21 protein-coding genes and 4 tRNA genes are annotated in these 19,851 nt (G+C 60.0%); 17 read left to right on the top strand and 8 right to left on the bottom strand.

What is annotated here, in order from left to right:
• Complete coding sequence (locus G7020_RS06685) at window positions 1–534, bottom strand: BRO-N domain-containing protein (protein ID WP_258189265.1); 534 nt, start codon at window positions 532–534, stop codon at window positions 1–3.
• 243 nt (window positions 535–777) lie between these two features.
• Between G7020_RS06685 and G7020_RS06680 the strand changes: the two genes are divergently transcribed.
• Both G7020_RS06680 and G7020_RS23990 read left to right on the top strand, forming a co-directional pair.
• Window positions 778–1,200 (top strand): transcriptional regulator, encoded by a 423-nt coding sequence (locus G7020_RS06680; RefSeq protein WP_181083149.1) that lies wholly within the window; start codon window positions 778–780, stop codon window positions 1,198–1,200.
• Window positions 1,201–1,441: 241 nt separating this feature from the next.
• Window positions 1,442–1,570 (top strand): hypothetical protein, encoded by a 129-nt coding sequence (locus tag G7020_RS23990; protein WP_336509712.1) that lies wholly within the window; start codon window positions 1,442–1,444, stop codon window positions 1,568–1,570.
• Window positions 1,571–1,581: 11 nt separating this feature from the next.
• Here the strand turns inward: G7020_RS23990 and G7020_RS06675 are convergent, their stop codons facing one another.
• Window positions 1,582–2,439 (bottom strand): sulfurtransferase, encoded by an 858-nt coding sequence (locus G7020_RS06675; RefSeq protein WP_181083148.1) that lies wholly within the window; start codon window positions 2,437–2,439, stop codon window positions 1,582–1,584.
• 116 nt (window positions 2,440–2,555) lie between these two features.
• Here G7020_RS06675 and rnd point away from each other — a divergent pair, with 116 nt between their 5' ends.
• From rnd to G7020_RS06625, 10 genes are all read left to right on the top strand, one after another.
• Window positions 2,556–3,680: a ribonuclease D gene (gene rnd, locus G7020_RS06670; RefSeq protein ID WP_181083147.1), complete on the top strand. Its 1,125-nt coding sequence runs from the start codon at window positions 2,556–2,558 to the stop codon at window positions 3,678–3,680.
• Window positions 3,677–3,970, top strand: coding sequence for a YcgL domain-containing protein (locus tag G7020_RS06665; protein ID WP_181083146.1), 294 nt, complete (start codon window positions 3,677–3,679; stop codon window positions 3,968–3,970). The genes rnd and G7020_RS06665 overlap by 4 nt, the downstream gene beginning before the upstream one ends.
• Window positions 3,971–4,001: 31 nt before the next feature.
• Window positions 4,002–4,451 carry a YcgN family cysteine cluster protein gene (locus G7020_RS06660; RefSeq protein WP_181083145.1) on the top strand — a complete coding sequence of 150 codons (450 nt, stop codon included), beginning with the start codon at window positions 4,002–4,004 and terminating at the stop codon, window positions 4,449–4,451.
• Between the two features lie 52 nt (window positions 4,452–4,503).
• Window positions 4,504–5,730 carry a hypothetical protein gene (locus G7020_RS06655; RefSeq protein WP_181083144.1) on the top strand — a complete coding sequence of 409 codons (1,227 nt, stop codon included), beginning with the start codon at window positions 4,504–4,506 and terminating at the stop codon, window positions 5,728–5,730.
• A 427-nt stretch (window positions 5,731–6,157) separates the two neighbouring features.
• The gene (alaS, locus tag G7020_RS06650) at window positions 6,158–8,779 is read left to right on the top strand and encodes an alanine--tRNA ligase (RefSeq protein WP_181083143.1); all 2,622 of its coding nucleotides are present in this window, start codon (window positions 6,158–6,160) and stop codon (window positions 8,777–8,779) included.
• Between the two features lie 108 nt (window positions 8,780–8,887).
• Entirely contained in the window at window positions 8,888–10,123 is a 1,236-nt protein-coding gene (locus G7020_RS06645; protein WP_181083142.1) for an aspartate kinase, read from the top strand.
• A gap of 180 nt (window positions 10,124–10,303) precedes the next feature.
• The gene (gene csrA / locus G7020_RS06640) at window positions 10,304–10,489 is read left to right on the top strand and encodes a carbon storage regulator CsrA (protein ID WP_003085981.1); all 186 of its coding nucleotides are present in this window, start codon (window positions 10,304–10,306) and stop codon (window positions 10,487–10,489) included.
• A 61-nt stretch (window positions 10,490–10,550) separates the two neighbouring features.
• Window positions 10,551–10,641 (top strand) — tRNA-Ser (locus G7020_RS06635).
• Window positions 10,642–10,748: 107 nt separating this feature from the next.
• Window positions 10,749–10,825: transfer RNA gene (locus tag G7020_RS06630), tRNA-Arg, on the top strand.
• Window positions 10,826–10,897: 72 nt separating this feature from the next.
• Window positions 10,898–10,974, top strand: a tRNA-Arg gene (locus G7020_RS06625).
• Between the two features lie 48 nt (window positions 10,975–11,022).
• Here G7020_RS06625 and G7020_RS06620 read toward each other — a convergent pair.
• Window positions 11,023–11,511 carry a DUF4124 domain-containing protein gene (locus G7020_RS06620; RefSeq protein WP_181083141.1) on the bottom strand — a complete coding sequence of 163 codons (489 nt, stop codon included), beginning with the start codon at window positions 11,509–11,511 and terminating at the stop codon, window positions 11,023–11,025.
• A gap of 323 nt (window positions 11,512–11,834) precedes the next feature.
• Between G7020_RS06620 and mgtE the strand changes: the two genes are divergently transcribed.
• The 4 genes from mgtE to G7020_RS06600 all read left to right on the top strand — a co-directional run bounded on the left by mgtE (window position 11,835) and on the right by G7020_RS06600 (window position 16,622).
• On the top strand, window positions 11,835–13,280 hold the full coding sequence (mgtE, locus tag G7020_RS06615; RefSeq protein ID WP_181083140.1) for a magnesium transporter: 1,446 nt from the start codon (window positions 11,835–11,837) through the stop codon (window positions 13,278–13,280).
• Window positions 13,281–13,420: 140 nt separating this feature from the next.
• Window positions 13,421–13,666 carry an OadG family protein gene (locus tag G7020_RS06610; RefSeq protein WP_181083139.1) on the top strand — a complete coding sequence of 82 codons (246 nt, stop codon included), beginning with the start codon at window positions 13,421–13,423 and terminating at the stop codon, window positions 13,664–13,666.
• A 21-nt stretch (window positions 13,667–13,687) separates the two neighbouring features.
• A complete protein-coding gene (gene oadA / locus G7020_RS06605; protein WP_181083138.1) occupies window positions 13,688–15,475 on the top strand; it encodes a sodium-extruding oxaloacetate decarboxylase subunit alpha in 1,788 nt (595 codons plus the stop codon).
• A gap of 10 nt (window positions 15,476–15,485) precedes the next feature.
• Window positions 15,486–16,622, top strand: coding sequence for a sodium ion-translocating decarboxylase subunit beta (locus G7020_RS06600; protein WP_181083137.1), 1,137 nt, complete (start codon window positions 15,486–15,488; stop codon window positions 16,620–16,622).
• A 67-nt stretch (window positions 16,623–16,689) separates the two neighbouring features.
• Here G7020_RS06600 and G7020_RS06595 read toward each other — a convergent pair whose 3' ends face one another.
• On the bottom strand, window positions 16,690–17,016 hold the full coding sequence (locus tag G7020_RS06595; RefSeq protein WP_181083136.1) for an Arc family DNA-binding protein: 327 nt from the start codon (window positions 17,014–17,016) through the stop codon (window positions 16,690–16,692).
• Window positions 17,017–17,216: 200 nt separating this feature from the next.
• Window positions 17,217–17,399 carry a PA3371 family protein gene (locus G7020_RS06590; protein WP_181083135.1) on the bottom strand — a complete coding sequence of 61 codons (183 nt, stop codon included), beginning with the start codon at window positions 17,397–17,399 and terminating at the stop codon, window positions 17,217–17,219.
• 532 nt (window positions 17,400–17,931) lie between these two features.
• Here G7020_RS06590 and G7020_RS06585 point away from each other — a divergent pair.
• Window positions 17,932–18,008: transfer RNA gene (locus G7020_RS06585), tRNA-Arg, on the top strand.
• A gap of 127 nt (window positions 18,009–18,135) precedes the next feature.
• Here the strand turns inward: G7020_RS06585 and G7020_RS06580 are convergent.
• The 3 genes from G7020_RS06580 to flgM form a co-directional block, all read right to left on the bottom strand.
• Window positions 18,136–18,885, bottom strand: a complete 750-nt coding sequence (locus G7020_RS06580; protein WP_181083134.1) for a flagellar brake protein — start codon at window positions 18,883–18,885, stop codon at window positions 18,136–18,138.
• Between the two features lie 72 nt (window positions 18,886–18,957).
• Window positions 18,958–19,428 carry a flagella synthesis protein FlgN gene (locus tag G7020_RS06575; protein ID WP_181083133.1) on the bottom strand — a complete coding sequence of 157 codons (471 nt, stop codon included), beginning with the start codon at window positions 19,426–19,428 and terminating at the stop codon, window positions 18,958–18,960.
• 46 nt (window positions 19,429–19,474) lie between these two features.
• Entirely contained in the window at window positions 19,475–19,810 is a 336-nt protein-coding gene (gene flgM, locus G7020_RS06570; RefSeq protein WP_181083132.1) for a flagellar biosynthesis anti-sigma factor FlgM, read from the bottom strand.
• Between the last annotated feature and the right edge of the window lie 41 nt (window positions 19,811–19,851).

Here is a 19,851-nt window from a genome sequence, read left to right as displayed (position 1 = left end):
TCATGGCTCGGATGGCGAGTTCCGGCCCGTTGCGTCCGCAGCCCAGAGTGGCTCCACGGGCGCGCTCGTCGTTATCGGGTCGGTGGGAGGCGCCACGCACTGCGCCAGGGTCTTCAGCAGGTTCTGGTCCAGTGTGCCGAGCGCATCGTTATAGGTAATCCAGCATTCGCCTTGCCAGCTCAGTACCCGTAGATGCTGCCCGCCAATGTAGGCGCGCAAGGTCTGAGGCTGCCAGCGCCTGCTGAAGTGCGGCAGCAACCAATGACTGAGCCAGTGCGCGAGGCGCTCGGCCATCGGCAGTTCGCTGTGGAATATCAGACGATAGGCATTGTGCATGTCGATCCAGATCGTCGGTCGCGGCTGGTTGCCGAATGCGAAACCTTCGGTGCGGCAATGAGCATGCAGTGCGCCGAAATCGTCGGGATAACCGAGCAGCTGCGCCAGCGGAGGGCCGTCCAGCAGCAGGACACCATCGGGCCGATGCAGGACGCAAAGGGTGTGGTTCTCGAACGTCACATGATGAAGGGTAGGCATTCCTTTTCCTCTCGTTGCCCGCTTCGTGCTTGGGCCACGGCCTCGGTTTCAGACGTTGTGTGTCGTGACGGATTTGTATGGCTCGCGGAGCGCATGGACGCAGACGAAACGAGCCGCGCATGGTCGAATCACGTGCCGGCGCTCCTTCCTGGCTTTCCTGTGGGTGAATGAAAGCATGAATTCAATTTTTAACACAACTGAATGTTCAGTCTGTCCTGGGGTGGGCACTTAACGTCCGCCTCCATGAATGAAAAAATGGAATTCGCCGAACGCCTGCGCAGCGCCATGCTTGCTGCCGGTTACCCTGATCGTCCTGCCGTTCTTGAAAGGGAGTTCAATTCCCGTTATTGGGGGCGCTCAGTCACTTTCCAGGCGGTGTCGCGCTGGCTGGGTGGAAAATCCATTCCGTCGCAGGACAAACTCCAGGTCATCGCCCAATGGCTGAAGGTCGAGCCTCAGGCCCTGCGCTTTGGCGACCGCGCGGTATCGGCGATTCGCGAGCAGCGGGCGCAGTGGGAAGATCCGAACTTCTACCGCGAGCGCGAAGCCATCGACGCCTTTCTGGCATTGCCAGCCGAGCAGCGCAAGGTGGTGCGCGACGTGATCAAGGCCTTCGCCAAGGCGGGCGGCACATCCTTGGGCAAGGGCGACAAGAAGACGTCCTGAGGGCGGGCCTGAGTCCTCGCGAAGCAGGAACTCGCCGTAGCGACGTTGACGAACCCGGGCACGGGGATTGACCCGTTGAACGCCGATGTTCCGACGCCTATATCCTTTTGAAAGAGCGGCCATGGTGGCGCCTGAAGGCTTGCACGCAAGCGCGGAGCGTCGTAGCTTGCGTGCCGCTTTGCGCGGGCGGCGCTCAATTGCCTGCTGCCCGGATGGCCTTTGTATTTTTCGAGGTGGATGCGTGAGAAAAAAGAAACCCGTGGACCCGGTTCGTCAGGCGCAGAAGAACCGCGCGCACCGGATCGGCTGGCTGATCGCCCTGGCGGGTATTATCTGCGGCTTCGTCCTGTTGGCGTTGAAGCCGGGGTAGGGCTGGTATCGCTAATCCTGCGAGCGAGCGACCGGGCGCTGTGGATCGGTGATCCATTCACTCCACGAACCCGGATACAGCCTGGCCAGTGGATAACCGGCCAGGCAGAGGGCGAACAGGTTGTGGCAGGCCGTTACGCCGGAGCCGCAGTACGCCACCAGGGTATCGAGCGATTTCGCGTCCAAGTGCTGCTCGAAGCGCATACGCAACTGCTCGGGTGGCAGGAAGCGTCCGTCGGTATCGAGATTGTCACTGAAGGGCAGGCAATGGGCGCCGGGAATGTGCCCCCCAACAGGGTCGATGGGCTCTACCTCGCCGAGAAAGCGTGGCAGGGCACGGGCGTCGAGCAGCGTCAGTTCAGGCGTTGCAAGCTGGTTCGAGAGCGTTGCCGCGTCGATGGTCAGGCGGGTGTCCGGAGCGCCCTGCAGCGTGCCCGGTGTGAGGACGGGGCGCTTGTCGTCGAGCGGCAGTCCGGCCTCGCGCCAGGCCTGCAGTCCGCCGTCGAGCAGATGGAGGCCGTCGCGCTTGCCCAGCCAGACCAGCAGCCACCAGGCGTGGGCGGCGAAGGCGCCGGGGCCGTCGTCGTAGAGCACCACCTGGCTCTCGCCATTCAGCCCCCAGGCCTGGAATCTGGCGAGCAGTTGCCTGGGCTCCGGCAGCGGGTGGCGACCGGTCTTGCCGGGAGTCACCGGGCCGGACAAGTCTTTTTCCAGATCGGCGAAGCGGGCGCCGGGGATATGGGCCTGGTCGTAGCTGCGCTGGCCGTACTGGGGATCATCCAGAGCGAAGCGGCAATCGAGGATGATCAGGTCCGGCTGTTGCAGGCGTTCGGCCAGTTGCTGGGGCGTGATCAGTTGGGCAAGCGGCATGGTGGCGCTCCGTGGGTCGTGAGCACCGCGCGGCTGATGTTTGCGCGGCGAATTACTGAACGCACCTATATACTGCGGCGCTCTTCGGTCGTCAGCCGACAATAAAGGAGGCCATAGTGGCCATCAACACTCAATGGGTTCTGGATGATGCGCATCTGGCCCGCCTGTGCGCCGAGTGGCGGCAGCTGCCATTTGTTGCGCTGGATACCGAGTTCATGCGGGTCGACACCTTCTACCCCATCGCAGCCCTGCTGCAGGTGGGCGACGGGCGCTGTGCCTACCTGATCGACCCCTTGCTGATTACCGATTGGACGGCTTTCAGCGGCCTGCTCGAAGATGAGGCCGTGGTCAAAGTGCTGCATGCCTGCGGTGAAGACCTCGAGGTATTCCTGCGCCTGACCGGCAGCCTGCCCGCGCCGCTGTTCGACACGCAACTGGCTGCCGGCTACCTGAATATCGGCTTTTCGATGGGGTATTCACGCCTGGTGCAGACGGTGCTGAACATCGAGCTGCCCAAGGGTGAGACGCGCTCCGACTGGTTGCAGCGCCCGCTCAGCGAGATGCAGGTTCAATACGCTGCCGAAGATGCGCAGCATCTGGCCGAGCTTTATCAGGCGCTGTTGCCGAGGCTGTCCGAGGAAAAGCTCGCGTGGATTCTGGAAGATGGCGCCGAATGGGTGGACAACCAGCGCCGCGAAACCGACCCGCACGAGGCCTATCGCGAGGTCAAGCAGGCCTGGCGCCTCAAGCCGCGCCAGCTCGCCGTGTTGCGGGTGCTGGCCGCCTGGCGCGAAACGCAGGCACGGGCGCGCAATCAGCCACGCAACCGCGTGCTGCGCGAACACAGCCTGTGGCCGCTGGCACGTACCCAACCCGGCGATCTGGTCAGCCTGGCGCGCATAGACGACATGCATCCGCGCACCGTGCGCCAGGACGGTGAAACCCTGCTCGAACTGATTCGCAGCGCGGCTGCCACGCCCGAGCAGAACTGGCCCGCGCCATTGCCCGAACCCTTGCCGCTGGAGGCGTCGGCGTTGCTGAAGAAGCTGCGCGCGGTCGGGCAGCGTGCGGCGACGGCTCTGGATATCGCGCCCGAGCTGGTGTTGCGCAAGAAAGTACTCGAATCACTGTTGAAAACCGGCTATCCCGATGGCCCCTATCAGCTGCCCGATTCGCTACGGGGCTGGCGCCGCGAGCGGCTGGGGCAGGCCCTTCTCGATGCACTGGATGAAACCCGATGAAACGTCTCTGCTCCATCTACAAAAGTCCGCGCAAGGACGAGATGTACCTCTACGTCGATCGCAGTGAAGCACTGGCGCGCGTGCCGGAAGCGCTGCTCGCCGTGTTCGGCGCGCCGCAGCATGCCTTCGACATCGTGCTGACGCCCGAGCGCACCCTGGCGCGCGAGAATATCGCGACCGTCCTGGAGAACCTGGAGAAGCAGGGCTTCCACTTGCAGATGCCGCCGCCTCAGGACGAGTATATCGAGCATCTCCCGGAAGAGTTGCTGCGCCGCAACGACGCGATCTGACGACAGCATTGCTTATTCGAGGTGATTATTGATGGCGGCGAAAGTCGAGCCCTTCTGGAGGCGCAAGCCCCTTGCCGCGCTGGATGCAGAAGAATGGGAGTCGCTTTGCGATGGCTGTGGTCTGTGTTGCCTGCAGAAGCTTGAAGACGAGGAGGATGGCGGCGTCTATTACACCCGTATCGCCTGCAAGCTGCTCGACCTGCACAGCTGCCGTTGTACGGATTATCCCAATCGCCGTGCCAGCGTGCCTGATTGCATCCAGCTTACGGCTGCCGATGCGGCGCGGTTCAAATGGTTGCCGCCCACCTGTGCCTATCGCCTGGTTGCCGAAGGCAAGGACTTGCCGCTCTGGCATCATCTGGTGTGCGGTGATCCGCAGGCGGTGCATGCCGAGCGTATTTCCCAGTCAGGCCGAATGCTCGCCGAGGGTGCGGTGGCCGAGGAGGACTGGGAGGAACATCTGATTTTTCGTGCCGGTTGAATTCACGTCGGAGCGCATCGTCATAGCACTGAACCCTGTCTGGAGCCGCCCAATGTTCCTCCGCCTGCTACCGCTGTTCGCCGTTCTGTTGTGCCTGGTCGTCGCCCCGGCGCAGGCGGCCAAGCGCGTCGATCTGGACTTCAACGTCAAATTCCTGCCCGAAGAGGATGTGGCCGAGGTCGAGCTGGTGCTCGAGGACGGCAGCGCCCTTGCCTACATCGATTTCAACCTCGGTGATGAAGGGCTTTACAGCGATTTCGAAACCGATGCCAAAGGCGATTGGCAGCAAGAGGGTGAGCGTGGTCTCTGGCGACCGGCTGCGGGCAAGGCGCGGTTGGGTTATCGGGTGCGGATCAGCCATCAGCGTGACAATGGTCGTTTCGATGCGCGCATGACTCCCGACTGGGCGCTGTTGCGAGGCGATGACCTGGTGCCGGCCGGGCGAGTCGATGTGCGCGATGGCGTGAGACTGGTGTCGCGACTGTCATTCGAATTGCCTGAAGGCTGGAAGAGCGTCGAAACGGGTTGGCCGCGTATCGGCAAGAATCGCTTTCGTATCAACAACCCCGAGCGACAGTTCGACAGGCCGACCGGCTGGATGCTCGCCGGCAAGCTCGGCAGTCGCCGGGCCAGGCTCGGTGAAACCGACGTAACGGTCGCGGCTCCCGTGGGCGAAGGGGTGCGGCGGATGGATATTCTGACGCTGCTGACCTTCGTCTGGCCCGAGGTGCAGAACGTCTTTCCCCGTGATCCGAAAAAGCTGCTGATCGTCGGCGCCGGTGATCCGATGTGGCGTGGCGGTCTCTCCGGCCCCAACTCCCTGTTCATGCACGCCGATCGCCCGTTGGTCAGCGAGAACGGCACCAGCTCGCTGGTTCACGAGCTGGTTCATGTGTTCAGCCGCATCAGCGATGCCGATCGCAGCGACTGGATCAGCGAAGGGCTGGCCGAGTACTACGCCATCGAGCTGATGCGCCGTGCCGGAGGCATGAGCGAGGATCGCTATCAGGCCGTCCGTAAGCATCTGAGCACATGGAGCAGCAAGGTCAAATCTCTGCGTACCGAGCATTCCACCGGCCCCGTGACCGCGCGTGCGGTGCTGCTGCTGCAGGAGCTCGATCGGGAAATCCGCCAGCGCAGTAAGAACCGCCATTCGCTCGATGATGTAGCGCGCGGGTTGATGCGCCTGGACAAGGTCACCACGGAAGATTTCGTCAATATCACCGAAACCCTGCTCGGTGGCGGCTCAGCGGTTCTGGATACCCGTCTGCTGCGTTGAGGTGACGTAGCGGGCATTTGTTTCAAAGACTAGCCGCAAAAACGTAGCCGAGGCAGGCAAGACGAGGAAAAAACAGGCGAGAAACGTAGCGCAGCGAAGTAACAGCCGCAGGCTGGCCCGCAGGGTGAGCGCAGCGAATCAAGCGGAGTAAATGAGCATTACTCACTTCGTTCGCCCTTCGGGCCGCGCTGAAGCGCGTTAGCCGCAAGCGGCTTTCCGAGCTTGTTTTTAACGACGTATTGTCAACGCAGGTAGTTTTTTAGCAGTCAAATAGCTTGATTCAATGGGGTCTATCCCCTATGCGCGGGGCGCAGGCCCGATATAATGCTGCCTTTTGCCGATTATCCATTTGGATAGTTGCAATTCGACTCCTTGTCCTGGCGTGTCGTTTTGCAGCCACTCGGTCGCAGTCTTCTGGAAGAGATCTATGAAAAGCGCAGAAATCCGTGAAGCCTTCCTCCGCTTCTTCGAAGAGAAGGGGCATACGCGTGTGGCCTCCAGTTCGCTGATTCCTGCGAACGATCCGACCCTGCTGTTCACCAACGCCGGGATGAATCAGTTCAAGGACTGTTTCCTCGGCCTGGAAAAGCGTGCCTACACCCGCGCCACCACCAGCCAGAAATGCGTGCGCGCCGGTGGCAAGCACAACGACCTGGAAAACGTCGGCTACACCGCGCGCCATCACACCTTCTTCGAAATGCTCGGCAACTTCAGTTTCGGCGACTATTTCAAGCGCGACGCCATCACCTACGCCTGGGAATTCCTCACCTCGGACAAGTGGCTGAACCTGCCCAGGGAGAAACTCTGGGTTACCGTCTACGCCAGCGACGACGAGGCCTACGACATCTGGACCAAAGAGGTCGGCGTGCCAGCCGAGCGCATGGTGCGCATCGGCGACAACAAGGGCGCGCCCTATGCTTCGGACAACTTCTGGGCGATGGGCGATACCGGCCCGTGCGGTCCCTGCACCGAGATTTTCTTCGACCACGGCGAACACATCTGGGGCGGCCCGCCCGGCTCGCCTGAGGAAGATGGCGATCGCTACATCGAAATCTGGAACAACGTGTTCATGCAGTTCAACCGCACCGCCGATGGCGTCATGCATCCGCTGCCGGCGCCGAGCGTCGACACCGGCATGGGCCTGGAGCGCGTCAGCGCGGTGCTGCAGCACGTCAATTCCAACTACGAGATTGATCTGTTCCAGAGTCTGCTGAACGCCGCGGCGCAGGCCATCGGCTGCACCAATGAGGGCCAAGCCTCGCTGAAGGTAGTCGCCGATCATATCCGTTCCTGCGGCTTCCTCATCGCCGATGGCGTGACGCCGTCCAACGAGGGCCGCGGCTATGTGCTGCGCCGCATCGTTCGCCGTGCCTGCCGCCACGGTAACAAGCTGGGTGCCAAGGGCAGTTTCTTCTACAGGATCGTCGCGGCGCTGGTCGCCGAGATGGGAGAAGCCTTCCCCGAGCTCAAGCAGCAACAGGCGCATATCGAGCGCGTGCTGAAGACCGAGGAAGAGCAGTTCGCCAAGACCCTGGAGCAGGGCCTGAAAATTCTCGAACAGGATCTGGCCGAGCTCTCGGGCAGCGTCATTCCCGGTGAGGTGATCTTCAAGCTGTACGACACCTACGGTTTCCCGGTGGACCTGACCGGCGACATCGCCCGCGAACGCGAACTGACGCTGGACGAGGAGGGCTTCGAGCGCGAGATGCAGGCCCAGCGCGAGCGCGCACGTTCGGCCAGCGCCTTCGGCATGGACTACAACAGCCTGGTCAAGGTCGAGGGCGAAACCCGCTTTACCGGCTACGCGGGCACCACGGGCGCGGGCAAGGTCGTCGCGTTGTTCCGTGAGGGCATGAGCGTCGAGGCGCTGAGCGCGGGCGAAGAGGGCGTGGTGGTGCTCGACCAGACGCCGTTCTACGCCGAGTCTGGCGGGCAGATCGGAGACTGTGGCTATCTGGCCAGCGAAGGTCTGCGCTTCGATGTGCGCGACACCAGCAAGGCCGGTGGCGCCTTCCTGCATCACGGCATTCTCGACAGCGGCAGCCTGCGGGTGGGTGGCAGCGTCGAGGCGGTGGTGGATGCCTCGGTGCGCCAGGCGACCGCGCTGAACCACTCGGCGACGCACCTGCTGCACGCGGCGTTGCGCCAGATCCTCGGTGAACATGTCACGCAAAAAGGCTCGCTGGTCGACAGCCAGCGTCTACGCTTTGACTTCAGCCACTTCGAGGCGATCAAGCCCGAGCAGCTCAAGGCGCTGGAGGACAAGGTCAACGCCGAGATCCGTGGCAACTCCGTGGTGGAAATAGAGGAAACCGATATCGAGACCGCCAAGCACAAGGGCGCCATGGCGCTGTTCGGCGAGAAATACGGCGATCAGGTGCGTGTGCTGAGCATGGGTGGCGGTTTTTCGGTCGAGTTGTGTGGTGGTACGCACGTCACGCGTACCGGCGATATCGGCCTGTTCAAGATTGTCAGCGAAGGCGGCGTTGCAGCGGGTGTTCGTCGTATCGAAGCGCTCACCGGCGAGCAGGCGCTGGGCTATTTGAACGGCGCCGAGGAGCAGTTGAAAGAAGCCGCGGCGCTGATCAAGGGCAACCGCGAGAACCTGCTGGACAAGCTCGGTGGCGTGCTCGAACGCAACCGCCAGCTGGAGAAGGAGCTGGAACAGCTCAAGGCCAAGGCCGCCAGCGCTACGGGTAATGATCTTGCCGGCTCAGCGGTCGAGGTGAAGGGGGTCAAGACCCTGGCGGCGCGGATCGACGGGCTGGATGGCAAGGCGCTGCTGGCGCTGGTGGATCAGTTGAAAAACAAGCTGGGCAGCGCGGTGATCCTGCTGGGCGGCGTTCTGGACGACAAGGTCGTGCTGGTGGCTGGCGTGACCCAGGACCTGACCGGCAAATTCAAGGCCGGTGACCTGATGAAGCAGGCTGCTGCCGCTGTGGGCGGCAAGGGCGGCGGTCGTCCGGACATGGCGCAGGGCGGCGGCACTGAGCCGCAAAAGCTCGACGACGCGCTGGCACTGACCCGCTCATTCGTCGAGGGGCTTTAAGGAGCTCAGGCTGGTTCCGGCAGGGCGAGAGCGATATGCGAGTCGTCCTGCAGAAGATGGGCATGGTGAAAGTCGGGTTGTTTAACGAATGGCTTAGGCGGCGATGAAATGGCGTTGATCGTACAGAAGTTTGGAGGGACCTCGGTGGGCTCCGTCGAGCGCATCGAGCAGGTGGCGGCGAAGGTCAAGAAGTTCCGTGACAACGGCGACGATATCGTCGTGGTGGTTTCGGCCATGAGTGGTGAAACCAATCGTCTGATTGACCTGGCCCGGCAGATCAGTGAACGGCCCGTTGCCCGCGAACTGGATGTGATGGTCTCTACCGGCGAGCAGGTGACCATTGCCTTGCTGGCCATGGCGCTGATCAAGATCGGTGTGCCGGCGGTTTCCTATACAGGCAGCCAGGTGCGTATCCTTACCGACGGCTCGCACACCAAGGCGCGCATTCTGCAGATCGATGCGCAGAACATTCGCAAGGAGCTCAAGGCCGGGCGTGTGGTGGTGGTTGCCGGTTTCCAGGGCGTGGATGAGGCGGGCAATATCACCACTCTCGGGCGTGGCGGTTCGGATACCACCGGCGTTGCGCTGGCGGCGGCGCTCAAGGCTGACGAATGCCAGATCTACACCGATGTGGATGGCGTTTACACAACCGATCCCCGAGTAGTAGCCAAGGCACAGCGCCTGGAGAAGATAACCTTCGAGGAGATGCTGGAAATGGCCAGCCTCGGCTCCAAGGTGCTGCAGATCCGTGCCGTTGAGTTTGCCGGCAAGTACGGCGTGCCTCTGCGTGTGCTGCACAGTTTCAAAGAGGGTCCGGGAACCCTCATTACCCTTGACGAAGAGGACTCCATGGAACAGCCCATCATTTCCGGCATCGCTTTCAACCGTGACGAGGCCAAGCTGACGATCCGTGGTGTGCCGGATACGCCCGGCGTGGCGTTCAAGATCCTTGGTCCAATCAGTGCGGCGAATGTCGAAGTGGACATGATCGTGCAGAACGTCGCGCACGATAACACCACCGATTTCACCTTCACCGTTCACCGCAACGATTACCAGAATGCGCTGCATGTACTGGAGCATATCGCGCAGGAGATGGGGGCGCGCGAAGTCATCGGGGATGTCGATATTGCCAAGGTGTCCATTGTGGGCGTCGGCATGCGTTCGCATGCCGGAGTCGCCAGTCGCATGTTTGAAGCGTTGGCCAAGGAAAATATCAATATCCAGATGATTTCCACCTCGGAAATCAAGGTGTCGGTGGTCATAGAGGAGAAATATCTGGAGCTGGCGGTGCGTGCGTTGCACACCGCGTTCGAGCTGGATGCACCGGCTGGAAAAGGGGAGTGATCCTGATTTTATGCGAGCCTGGAACCTTCCGTCGTTTGGAAGGCTGTGAAAGGAACTTTAGGCTTGCCGTTGCTGGTCAATAGCTGGTGAAAAGCTCTAGGTTCCATGTCTTGCGGAGCATTATCCGCCTTTATCTTTGCAGGCTGTTTACTGAACTGAATCCGTTTTAAGGAGAAAGGAATGCTGATTCTGACTCGCCGGGTCGGAGAGACCCTGATGGTGGGTGACGATGTGACCGTCACTGTGCTGGGTGTAAAGGGAAACCAAGTGCGTATAGGAGTGAATGCCCCCAAAGAGGTTGCGGTGCATCGCGAGGAAATTTATCAACGGATCCAGAAAGAGAAAGATCAGGAACCAAACCATTAATTTTTCTCGATTTTTCGCTTTGCAAGCGGGGTAAAGGCGGGTATTATGCGCCCCGTGTTGCGGAGAGGTGGCCGAGTGGCCGAAGGCGCTCCCCTGCTAAGGGAGTACATCTCAAAAGGGTGTCGGGGGTTCGAATCCCCCCCTCTCCGCCATTTTGCATCCTGGGGTCGTGAGTGGTTTCAGCGTTCGGTTTAATGAAAATCATTGAATCAAAGAGCTTGACCAGCAAAATCATGAACCTATAATGCGCACCCTTAGTGGACTCATAGCTCAGCTGGATAGAGTACTCGGCTACGAACCGAGCGGTCGGAGGTTCGAATCCTCCTGAGTCCGCCACTATTCAAAGTGGATCGCAGCAATGCGTTTCACTGCTTCAACCAGGGGTGATCTGGTCTAAAAGCGCAAAACGGACTCATAGCTCAGCTGGATAGAGTACTCGGCTACGAACCGAGCGGTCGGAGGTTCGAATCCTCCTGAGTCCGCCACACAAGAAGGGCCTGCAGCGATGCAGGCCCTTTTTTCGTTCTACGGCTTCAGCGCTTGCCGAGCACACAGCCGTTTTCATCGAAGCTGATGCTGTGGCTTCGGCCCTTGCTGGCGGTGTAACGGTACTGCGTCTGCCCGTTGCGGCTGGTGATGCTGTCTGGCTTGCCGAAAGTGCTTTCAATGTCGGCGCGGGTCATGCCGGGCCGGCTTTGCTGGTTGATCATGGCGTTGCGCCTTGCGCTGCCGGTTATGCGGTTGCCGCAGCCGTCATCCTGCTCGCCGACGATGGTCAGTGGTTGGTCCTTGTTGCGGCGCTCGGCGCGTTGCTTTTGCGGCTTCGCCATGGGCACGGCCTTGCTGGAGCCAGGCGTCGGATTGAACGCCTGCTGCCTTTCGATGGTCTGGTGAGTCGGGCAGCCCTGGTGGGTGAAGGTCGGATGCCCCGCTTCATCGACGCAGCGGTAAACGCTTGTGGCAAGTGCGGGCGTGGTGGTGAGCAGAAGTGCATAACAGCCCGAAGCAAGCAGTTTTTTCATGGTCGTCCTCCTTGACGATCTTCAAGCCAGCAGACCCTAGCCAATAATTGCATTCGTTGCAGCGGTGTCTTCTCGCAACGTGAATGCGTCGACAGGATGCGAGACGTGTTGCTCGCCGTGATGCGCCGCGCAAGCGGTTGTATTGCCTGTATTTTCATGGTCTGTGAGGGTGGCTGCAGTGTATTATTGCGCGGTCCGCCCTTTCGGGCTTCTGGATCCCCCTCATGGATTTGCCCTGTAGTCGTACACGATTTTTGTTGGCCAATCACGTATTGAATGATTGATCCCCTGGCGCGCTCCGTCCGTTGGGGGTGGAGTGCGCCATGACTGAAGTAGAAGCAAAAAAGCCGCAGGAAAGTCTCCAGGATCGTCTGGCGCAAGTTGTCGAGCTGCTCCATCGTCAGAAGCTCGTTGAGGATCTCGCGCATCGCCAGGGCAGCGGCCAGCAGCAGGAGCTGATCGACAATCTGGTGCATCGCCAGAATCTCGTCGAGCTGCAGCGCAAGCTGGAAGCGCTGCACCCGGCGGACGTCGCGCACATCCTCGAAGCGTTGCCGCTCGATGACCGCTTGACTGTCTGGCAACTGGTCAAGTCCGAGCGCGATGGCGACATCCTGCTAGAAGTGTCCGATGCGGTACGCGAGACGCTGATCGCCGACATGGACGATCACGAGTTGCTGGCGGCCGCCAAGGAGATGGATGCCGACGAGCTGGCCGACCTTGCCGCCGAACTGCCCCGTGACGTCGTTCATGAGCTGATGGAAACCCTGGACGCGCAGCAGCGTGAGCGCGTCCGCTCGGCGTTGTCCTACGAGGAGGACCAGGTCGGCGCATTGATGGACTTCGAGATGGTCACGATCCGTGAGGATGTGAGCCTGGAAGTCGTCCTGCGCTATCTGCGGCGCCTGAAAGAACTGCCGGGGCATACCGACAAGCTGTTCGTGGTCGACTACGACGGCGTGCTCAAGGGTGTCCTGCCCATCAAGCGGCTGCTGGTCAATGACCCGGACAAGCAGGTGGCCGAGGTGATGGCCAGCGATCCGGTGACTTTCCACCCGGATGAGGATGCCTACGAGGCGGCGCAGGCGTTCGAGCGCTACGACCTGGTGTCCACGCCCGTGGTGGACAAGAGCGGCAAGCTCATCGGTCGTCTGACCATCGATGAAATGGTCGACCTGATTCGTGAGGAGAGCGAGAGCGAAGTGCTCAACATGGCCGGTCTGCGTGAAGAGGAAGATATCTTCGCCTCGGTCTGGAAATCGCTGCGCAACCGCTGGGCCTGGCTGGCCCTGAACCTGATCACGGCGTTCATTGCTTCGCGGGTGATCGGGCTTTTCGATGGATCGATCGAGAAGCTGGTGGCGCTGGCGGCGTTGATGCCGATCGTGGCGGGGATTGGCGGCAACTCGGGTAACCAGACGATCACCATGATCGTCCGGGCAATGGCCCTGGACCAGATGGGCACCGGCAATGGCGTCCGGCTGCTGCGCAAGGAGGCCGGCGTGGGTCTGCTGAACGGCCTGATCTGGGGTGGCGTGATTGGCCTGGTGGTCTACTGGCTCTATGGCAGCTGGTCGCTCGGCCTCGTCATGACGGCTGCCATGACGCTCAATCTGCTGCTGGCTGCGCTGATGGGTGTGCTGATTCCGGTAACCCTGGCGCGCATGGGACGCGATCCGGCGCTGGGTTCCAGTGTGATGATCACGGCTGTTACCGACAGCGGCGGTTTTTTCATCTTTCTCGGTCTGGCGACGCTTTTTCTCCTCTGATTCTTTCCTGCTGCGGCTATTTGGCGTTTGCCTCGCATTTGCCGTTCAGGCTAATGTTCGCGGGCTTCGCCAATTGGCGAAGCCTCAACGCTCAATGCGAATAACAGGCGGCACGAGCCGCCGAAAGGAAGGAGGCCCCAATGACCTCAAGCGAACTCCTGCTCGAAGGCTTCGAATTGATGCTATTCGGCGTGGGTGCTGTCTTTTTGTTTCTCATCTTGTTGATTGGCTGCATTCGCCTGATGTCGTTGCTGGTCGGTCGCTTCGAGAGTGTGCCGGCAAGCCTGCCGGCATGTGACAGGCCGGTCGTCGCAGCAGTGGCGGATGCCGACCTCATCGCAGCCATTCAGGCCGCTATTCATCAGCACCGCGCTCGCCGTGGTTGATTCCGAAAGGGAGTTCCCTGCATGACTTCAGTAAAACAACCGCTCGGTATCACCGATGTGGTGTTGCGTGATGCCCACCAATCCATCCTTGCCACCCGTGTTCGTCTCGAAGACATGCTGCCGATTGCCGGCAAGCTGGATCGGGTCGGTTTCTGGTCGGTGGAATCCTGGGGTGGCGCGACCTTCGACTCCTGCATTCGCTACCTCGGTGAAGATCCCTGGGAGCGCATTCGCGAGTTGAAGAAGGCGATGCCCAATACGCGTCAGCAGATGCTGCTGCGTGGGCAGAACCTGCTTGGTTATCGGCATTACGCCGATGATGTGGTGGAGAAATTCGTCGAGCGTGCCGCAATCAACGGGGTCGATGTTTTCCGCGTATTCGATGCGATGAACGATCCGCGCAACCTGGATACCGCATTGCGTGCCGTCAAGCGTCAGGGCAAACATGCTCAGGGCACCATTTCCTATACCACGAGCCCGGTACATACCCTGGAGATGTGGGTCGATCTGGCCAAGCAGATCGAGGACATGGGCGCCGATTCGGTTGCGATCAAGGACATGGCAGGCATTCTCACGCCTTACATCGCATTCGAGCTGGTTTCACGGCTGAAGGCGAGCCTTTCGATTCCGATTCACATGCAGTGCCATGCCACGGCGGGGCTGTCGACCGCAGCGATTCTCAAGGCGGTCGAAGCCGGTATCGACAATGTCGATACGGCGGTGTCCTCGCTTTCGATGACCTACGGCCATTCTCCGACCGAATCGGTGGTCGCGATATTCCAGGGGACCGAGCGCGATACCGGCCTGGATCTGGAGTTGCTGGAAGAAATCGCAGCCTATTTCCGCGAAGTGCGCAAAAAGTATGCAAAGTTCGAGGGTACGCTCAAGGGCGTCGACTCACGCATCCTCGTAGCCCAGGTGCCGGGCGGCATGCTGACGAACATGGAAGGGCAATTGAAAGAGCAGGGCGCTCTCGACAAGTTCGATGAAGTGCTCGCCGAAATTCCTCGCGTGCGCGAAGACCTTGGTTTCATCCCGCTGGTCACGCCAACCTCGCAGATCGTGGGCACCCAGGCCGTGATCAACGTGCTCACCGGCGAGCGCTACAAATCCATCACCAAGGAAACCGCCGGTATTCTCAAAGGCGAATATGGCGCGGCGCCTGCACCATTCAATATTGAACTGCAGCAGCGGGTTCTGGAGGGTGCCGAAGCCATCACGTGCCGCCCGGCGGATCTGCTGGCGCCGGAAATGGACAAGCTGGCGAGTGAGCTCAAGGCATTGGCGCAGGAAAAAGGTATCAGCCTGGCAGCGGAGGCGATAGACGATGTACTGACCTATGCGCTGTTCCCGCAGATCGGCCTGAAGTTTCTGGAAAACCGCGGCAATGCGGCGGCCTTCGAGCCGGCGCCGACCGGCAACGAGCAGGCGCCACGGGAAGCGGGCAAGCCAGAGGTGTATACCGTTCAGGTCAATGGCCAGTCATTCGTGGTGCAGGTCGACGAGGGCGGTGACATCGAGGGTATCAAGCCGCTCGGCGCGACCGCCGGTGCTGCTCCGGCAGTGTCAGCCGGTACGCTTCCCGCGGCGGATGGCGGTGAGCCTCAGACGGCGCCGCTTGCAGGTAATATTTTCAAGGTTCTGGTACAGCCTGGCCAATCCGTGCAGGAAGGTGATCTGGTCATCATTCTTGAAGCGATGAAGATGGAAACCGAAATACGTGCCTTCAAGGCCGGTACGGTTTCCGCCGTCAGCGTCAAGGTCGGTGATGCTGTGTCTGTAGGCGATTGCCTGCTGACCATCGCTTAAGGAGAGCGGCATGGACAAGTTGCTCAAACTGTGGCAAAGCACCGGCCTGTATCACCTGGAGCCCGGCCAGCTGCTGATGATCGTCGTGTGTCTGGCGCTGATCTACCTGGCCATTCGCAAGGGCTTCGAGCCCCTGTTGCTGATTCCCATTGGCTTTGGCGGGCTGCTGGCCAACATTCCTGTGGCGAACATGGCCGAGGGTGAAGGCATTCTGCATCTGTTCTATCAGGTGGGATTGCCGACCAGTGTGTTCCCCTTGCTCATCTTTATGGGTGTTGGGGCCATGACGGACTTCGGCCCCATGTTGGCGAACCCGAAAACGCTGCTGTTGGGCGCTGCGGCCCAATTCGGTATTTTCGCGACGCTGCTGGGCGCCCTGGGGCTGGCAGCCATGGGTATTCCGGGAATGGAATTCACCATGCGCGAAGCGGCATCGATTGCGATCATTGGTGGTGCTGACGGACCCACTTCCATTTTCGTGACGGCGAAGCTTGCGCCTCATCTATTGGGACCGATTGCCGTAGCGGCCTATTCGTACATGGCGCTGGTTCCATTGATCCAGCCGCCGATCATGCGGGCGCTGACGACCAAGGAAGAGCGCGCCATTGTCATGAAACAGCTGCGTCCTGTTGGTCATGTCGAAAAGATCATCTTCCCGCTGATGCTGGCTTTGCTGATTGGTCTGTTGCTGCCCGATGCTGCTCCGCTCGTGGGGATGTTCGCATTCGGCAACCTGCTGCGTGAGTGCGGTGTCGTTGATCGGCTGGCGGATACGACACGCAATGCGCTGATCAATATCGTGACCATTCTGCTGGGGCTGACGGTGGGCTCGAAGTTGTCAGCTGACGCCTTTCTGCAGATGAAAACGCTGGGGATCTTGGTACTTGGTCTGGTTGCATTCTGTGCCGGCACGGCTGCTGGTGTGCTGATGGCGAGGGTTATGAATATGTTCAGTACGAACAAGATCAACCCTCTTATCGGTTCTGCGGGTGTTTCGGCCGTACCAATGGCGGCGCGGGTTTCCAACAAGGTTGGGCTTGAGGCGAACCCGCAAAACTTCCTGCTCATGCATGCGATGGGTCCTAACGTGGCGGGGGTCATCGGCTCGGCTGTGGCGGCGGGGATTCTGCTCAGTTTCGTCGGTTAGCCACACAAAAACGCCTCGATCAGTCGAGGCGTTTTTGTCTGTACGGTGCAGCTGTCAGGTTGGCGTGTCACTCTTCGACTTTGGTGGCTTCGCTATCTTGCGCGATCAGGGCGATCAGGGCGTTCTGCTGGCGGTGTGCCAGGTGGCGGAAACGTTGTAGCAGCTCACGCTCATGAAGCGAAAGTTCCGGACTGTCGAGACGCATGTTCAGGTCGTCACCCAGCGCACCTTCCTGAAGAAGGCTTTGCTCGAGGCGGGCAATGATTTCCGAATTCATGCTGCGATGATGGTTACGTGCAACTTCCGCAATACGCTCACGCATTCCGTCTGGTAGCCGAACCACGAACTTGTCAGCCGTGCGGCTGGAATAAACTGCCTGCTTCATAGGGCGCATACTTTAAACCGGTTAGTCAGGTGGGCGATGGTGGCTTATTGCCGTTCTAGTCATCGGTCTGACAGCCAAAGCCTTCGGCTGTTCCGTAACCTAAGGAAAAGATGACAGACGACTTAATGACGCCAATTATACGTCGATGATAAGCCGAGTAAAGGCATAATAGTATCAGAGTGCCTCCACTGTGATCTGCTGCCCTTTTTCTAGCGCAGAACGGGGTCGAATTTGATTCGTTTTCCGATCACCAATGAACCTGCAAAGAGCGATCCGAACAGTACTGCGCCGACGTTCGCCAAGGTTGCCCAAGTTTCGGCCAGCTCGACGCTCAGTCCCAGTGCCGTACAACCGATACAGAGCGCCAAGAAGAAAAAAGCAAGGATGGACATGGTTGTTTCCTCGGTTGATTCAACGATGGTGAGGATCTAGAAAACCCAGCGCTGAGGTTGCTGGGCTGATCTCACTTCGGCATTGCCAATGGTCTGGAGGGGGGAGGGTGACCTGTAAGAAGGAGCCATTGAACGGCTTTCTTCCGAAGAAGTGGCCGTATGTGGACGATCCATGCCTGACCTCATGTCTTGCAAGTGGATCGCAGCTGCGGCTGCCAGCACGACAGTGCTGAGCAAATAAGCTGAATGGGGCATAGGCGTCTCCTTCGCGTTTATGATTACTAGCTAGTAAGCATTCGCTATGCCAATTTTATTTTCTCTAAAAAGCTAATTAAATCAATAAGTTAGGTTTGCGTTCCGCAAGCGCCGCGGTGCGTTTTGCAAGGTTCGGCTGGTTTTTTTCGTGCAAAATGCAATTGGTTCTGTTTGCGTCGGCGGGGTGGATGCTTCCCCAAGGGGCTTCAAGGGTTATGCAAGTGCCCACGGGCATGACAAATATTCCGCGGCTCGCTAATATGTCGCCCCCGCAGATGTCCCAGTAGCTCAATTGGATAGAGCATCCCCCTCCTAAGGGGAAGGTTGTGAGTTCGAACCTCGCCTGGGACGCCATCTTCAGTCATCATTGTTCAAGCTTGCTGAACCCGTAGGGTCGCTGCTCGCCTGCCCGTGCGGCATGCTGGAGAGTCATGACGGACTATGCCTGTCGACCGTTGGTAAGAGGCGAGCAGTACGCCCGCTAGTCGAGGCGATCGGCAACCTGGTCGCGTCGTGCTTCGCGCTGCAACTGATAGACGAATCGCTCGATCTGGCGCTGTGTCAGGCCGCTGATGCGGTGAAAGCGCATTCCACAGAAGGTGGTGTCGATTCTTTCATCGAAGGCGAGGTGTCGTAGCTCTACCTCGGTCGTGATGGTGCCAAAAGGCAGTTTGGCGGAAAACTGCTCGTAAACCTGGCCGGTCTGCAAGCGGCTCTGAACGTCACCCTTGAAGCTCAGCTTGCAACCGGTTGCCGACATGTCCAGCACCTTGCCTTCCAGGGGCTTCTTGATCGTTCGCCCACCGAGCACGGCGCCAATGGGCTGTCCCGTCAGTTGCGCGCGGTAAGCGTTGCGGCGCTGGTGGTAAAGAATCTCGGCGGGCAGCGGAATCCAGTAGCAGGGCGCATCGTTCAGTTCGCCAGCGTGGGCTGGGTGATCATTGTTCCAGGCGATGCGTACGCCTTCGTAGAAGCCTTCGACCTGGAATGCTTCACCGGCCTTGAGCAGTCGCTCACCGTCGCTGGGAACCAGTTCGTCGAGAGCGATCCAGCCTTTTTCCCGGTTTATGTCAACCAGAAAGGTCTGATAGCGCTGGCTGCGCTCGGTAAAGCGGAGCAGAAGAGGCGTGTGGTTGTCGAGGAGAGGGCGCAGGCTGGAATAGACTTCAACGGGCGTCTTGAGGATCTGAGGCGGCTGAGGGCCTTCTTCCTTCGCAAAAGGGTTTGACACTTTGTATTGCTCTCCGGCACTTAACGATTATCAACCGTATAGTAGCATTGTGCCTTTATTGGTTTGCGGGGTTCAGGCTTGGCTGAGCGGACGGTTGTATGAGCTTTTGGCCGCGCTGCCGCGTCGATCATAGAGGTCCGGGGCCTGGCTGCCGCCCTGCAATACGTTCAGCATGCTGCTGACTGCGCTCTGGTTGGTGCGAATTTGCTGGCCGTTGCGTTCGTTGGCGATCCGGCAGGCTTCGAGTACCTCATCGAGCTGCTCCGCTTGCGCCAGAATGCTCGGGCCCACTGCCGATGCGGCGGCAAAGGCTGCGAGGCCGTTTCGATCGATGCTCAGTTGTGCCTTGGTCAGTGTCTGGCTGCGCAGGGTGCCGTGTTGCCCCAGCAGTGCCAGCAGTGCCTGCTTTTGCGTAAGCAGTGTTTCCAGGCCTGTCAGGTTGCGCTCGGCGAGTGCCAGATACTCGGCATCCATGAGTTCAAGAAGCTTCTGTGCTGTGCCGACATCTTCAGTGAGCTGTTGAAGCACTTCAGTATCCTGCATGTTGACCTCCGTGCGTTGATGCCCCGGCTAGCGTTGGCGCCTGGATTCAGCGCTGGCTTTCGAAGGACAGCAGTTTCGATGCCACGCGCTGGCTGTCGACCTGATAGCTGCCGTCGGCGATGGCCTGGCGGATGCGGGAAACGCGCTCCTGGTCGACAGAAGGCTGTTGATTGAGTTTTTCCGCAGCCTGCTGCAGGCGCTGTGCTTCGGGGCTGAGCTGGACGTTCTCGCCCGATGCCACAGCGCTGTTGTTCGTGCTTTTGGCAGCATCGGCTGCAGGGCCCTGCTGGGTGGCAGGCCGGTCGGTACTTTGAACGCCATTGCTGCGCCCACCGTTTGGCAGGTTGGCGGCACCATTTGGCCGGTTGAAATCGATAACCATGATCGAAACCTCGAAGAAATCAGTACACTTGCCAACTTTTC

Origin of the sequence: Stutzerimonas stutzeri, assembly GCF_013522825.1 — a bacterium.
Lineage (GTDB): Bacteria > Pseudomonadota > Gammaproteobacteria > Pseudomonadales > Pseudomonadaceae > Stutzerimonas > Stutzerimonas stutzeri_AK.
The sequence above is the reverse complement of the archived record's forward strand: the minus strand, read 5'-3'. Positions and strand labels throughout refer to the sequence as shown.

Excerpts from the sequence above, each read along its gene's own strand:
- G7020_RS06685 (WP_258189265.1), bottom strand. The coding sequence starts at position 534 with ATGCCTACCCTTCATCATGTGACGTTCGAGAACCACACCCTTTGCGTC.
- G7020_RS06680 (WP_181083149.1), top strand. The coding sequence starts at position 778 with ATGAATGAAAAAATGGAATTCGCCGAACGCCTGCGCAGCGCCATGCTT.
- G7020_RS06675 (WP_181083148.1), bottom strand. The coding sequence starts at position 2,439 with ATGCCGCTTGCCCAACTGATCACGCCCCAGCAACTGGCCGAACGCCTG.
- G7020_RS06665 (WP_181083146.1), top strand. The coding sequence starts at position 3,677 with ATGAAACGTCTCTGCTCCATCTACAAAAGTCCGCGCAAGGACGAGATG.
- G7020_RS06660 (WP_181083145.1), top strand. The coding sequence starts at position 4,002 with ATGGCGGCGAAAGTCGAGCCCTTCTGGAGGCGCAAGCCCCTTGCCGCG.
- G7020_RS06655 (WP_181083144.1), top strand. The coding sequence starts at position 4,504 with ATGTTCCTCCGCCTGCTACCGCTGTTCGCCGTTCTGTTGTGCCTGGTC.
- alaS (WP_181083143.1), top strand. The coding sequence starts at position 6,158 with ATGAAAAGCGCAGAAATCCGTGAAGCCTTCCTCCGCTTCTTCGAAGAG.
- G7020_RS06645 (WP_181083142.1), top strand. The coding sequence starts at position 8,888 with ATGGCGTTGATCGTACAGAAGTTTGGAGGGACCTCGGTGGGCTCCGTC.
- csrA (WP_003085981.1), top strand. The coding sequence starts at position 10,304 with ATGCTGATTCTGACTCGCCGGGTCGGAGAGACCCTGATGGTGGGTGAC.
- G7020_RS06620 (WP_181083141.1), bottom strand. The coding sequence starts at position 11,511 with ATGAAAAAACTGCTTGCTTCGGGCTGTTATGCACTTCTGCTCACCACC.
- mgtE (WP_181083140.1), top strand. The coding sequence starts at position 11,835 with ATGACTGAAGTAGAAGCAAAAAAGCCGCAGGAAAGTCTCCAGGATCGT.
- G7020_RS06610 (WP_181083139.1), top strand. The coding sequence starts at position 13,421 with ATGACCTCAAGCGAACTCCTGCTCGAAGGCTTCGAATTGATGCTATTC.
- oadA (WP_181083138.1), top strand. The coding sequence starts at position 13,688 with ATGACTTCAGTAAAACAACCGCTCGGTATCACCGATGTGGTGTTGCGT.
- G7020_RS06600 (WP_181083137.1), top strand. The coding sequence starts at position 15,486 with ATGGACAAGTTGCTCAAACTGTGGCAAAGCACCGGCCTGTATCACCTG.
- G7020_RS06595 (WP_181083136.1), bottom strand. The coding sequence starts at position 17,016 with ATGCGCCCTATGAAGCAGGCAGTTTATTCCAGCCGCACGGCTGACAAG.
- G7020_RS06590 (WP_181083135.1), bottom strand. The coding sequence starts at position 17,399 with ATGTCCATCCTTGCTTTTTTCTTCTTGGCGCTCTGTATCGGTTGTACG.
- G7020_RS06575 (WP_181083133.1), bottom strand. The coding sequence starts at position 19,428 with ATGCAGGATACTGAAGTGCTTCAACAGCTCACTGAAGATGTCGGCACA.
- flgM (WP_181083132.1), bottom strand. The coding sequence starts at position 19,810 with ATGGTTATCGATTTCAACCGGCCAAATGGTGCCGCCAACCTGCCAAAC.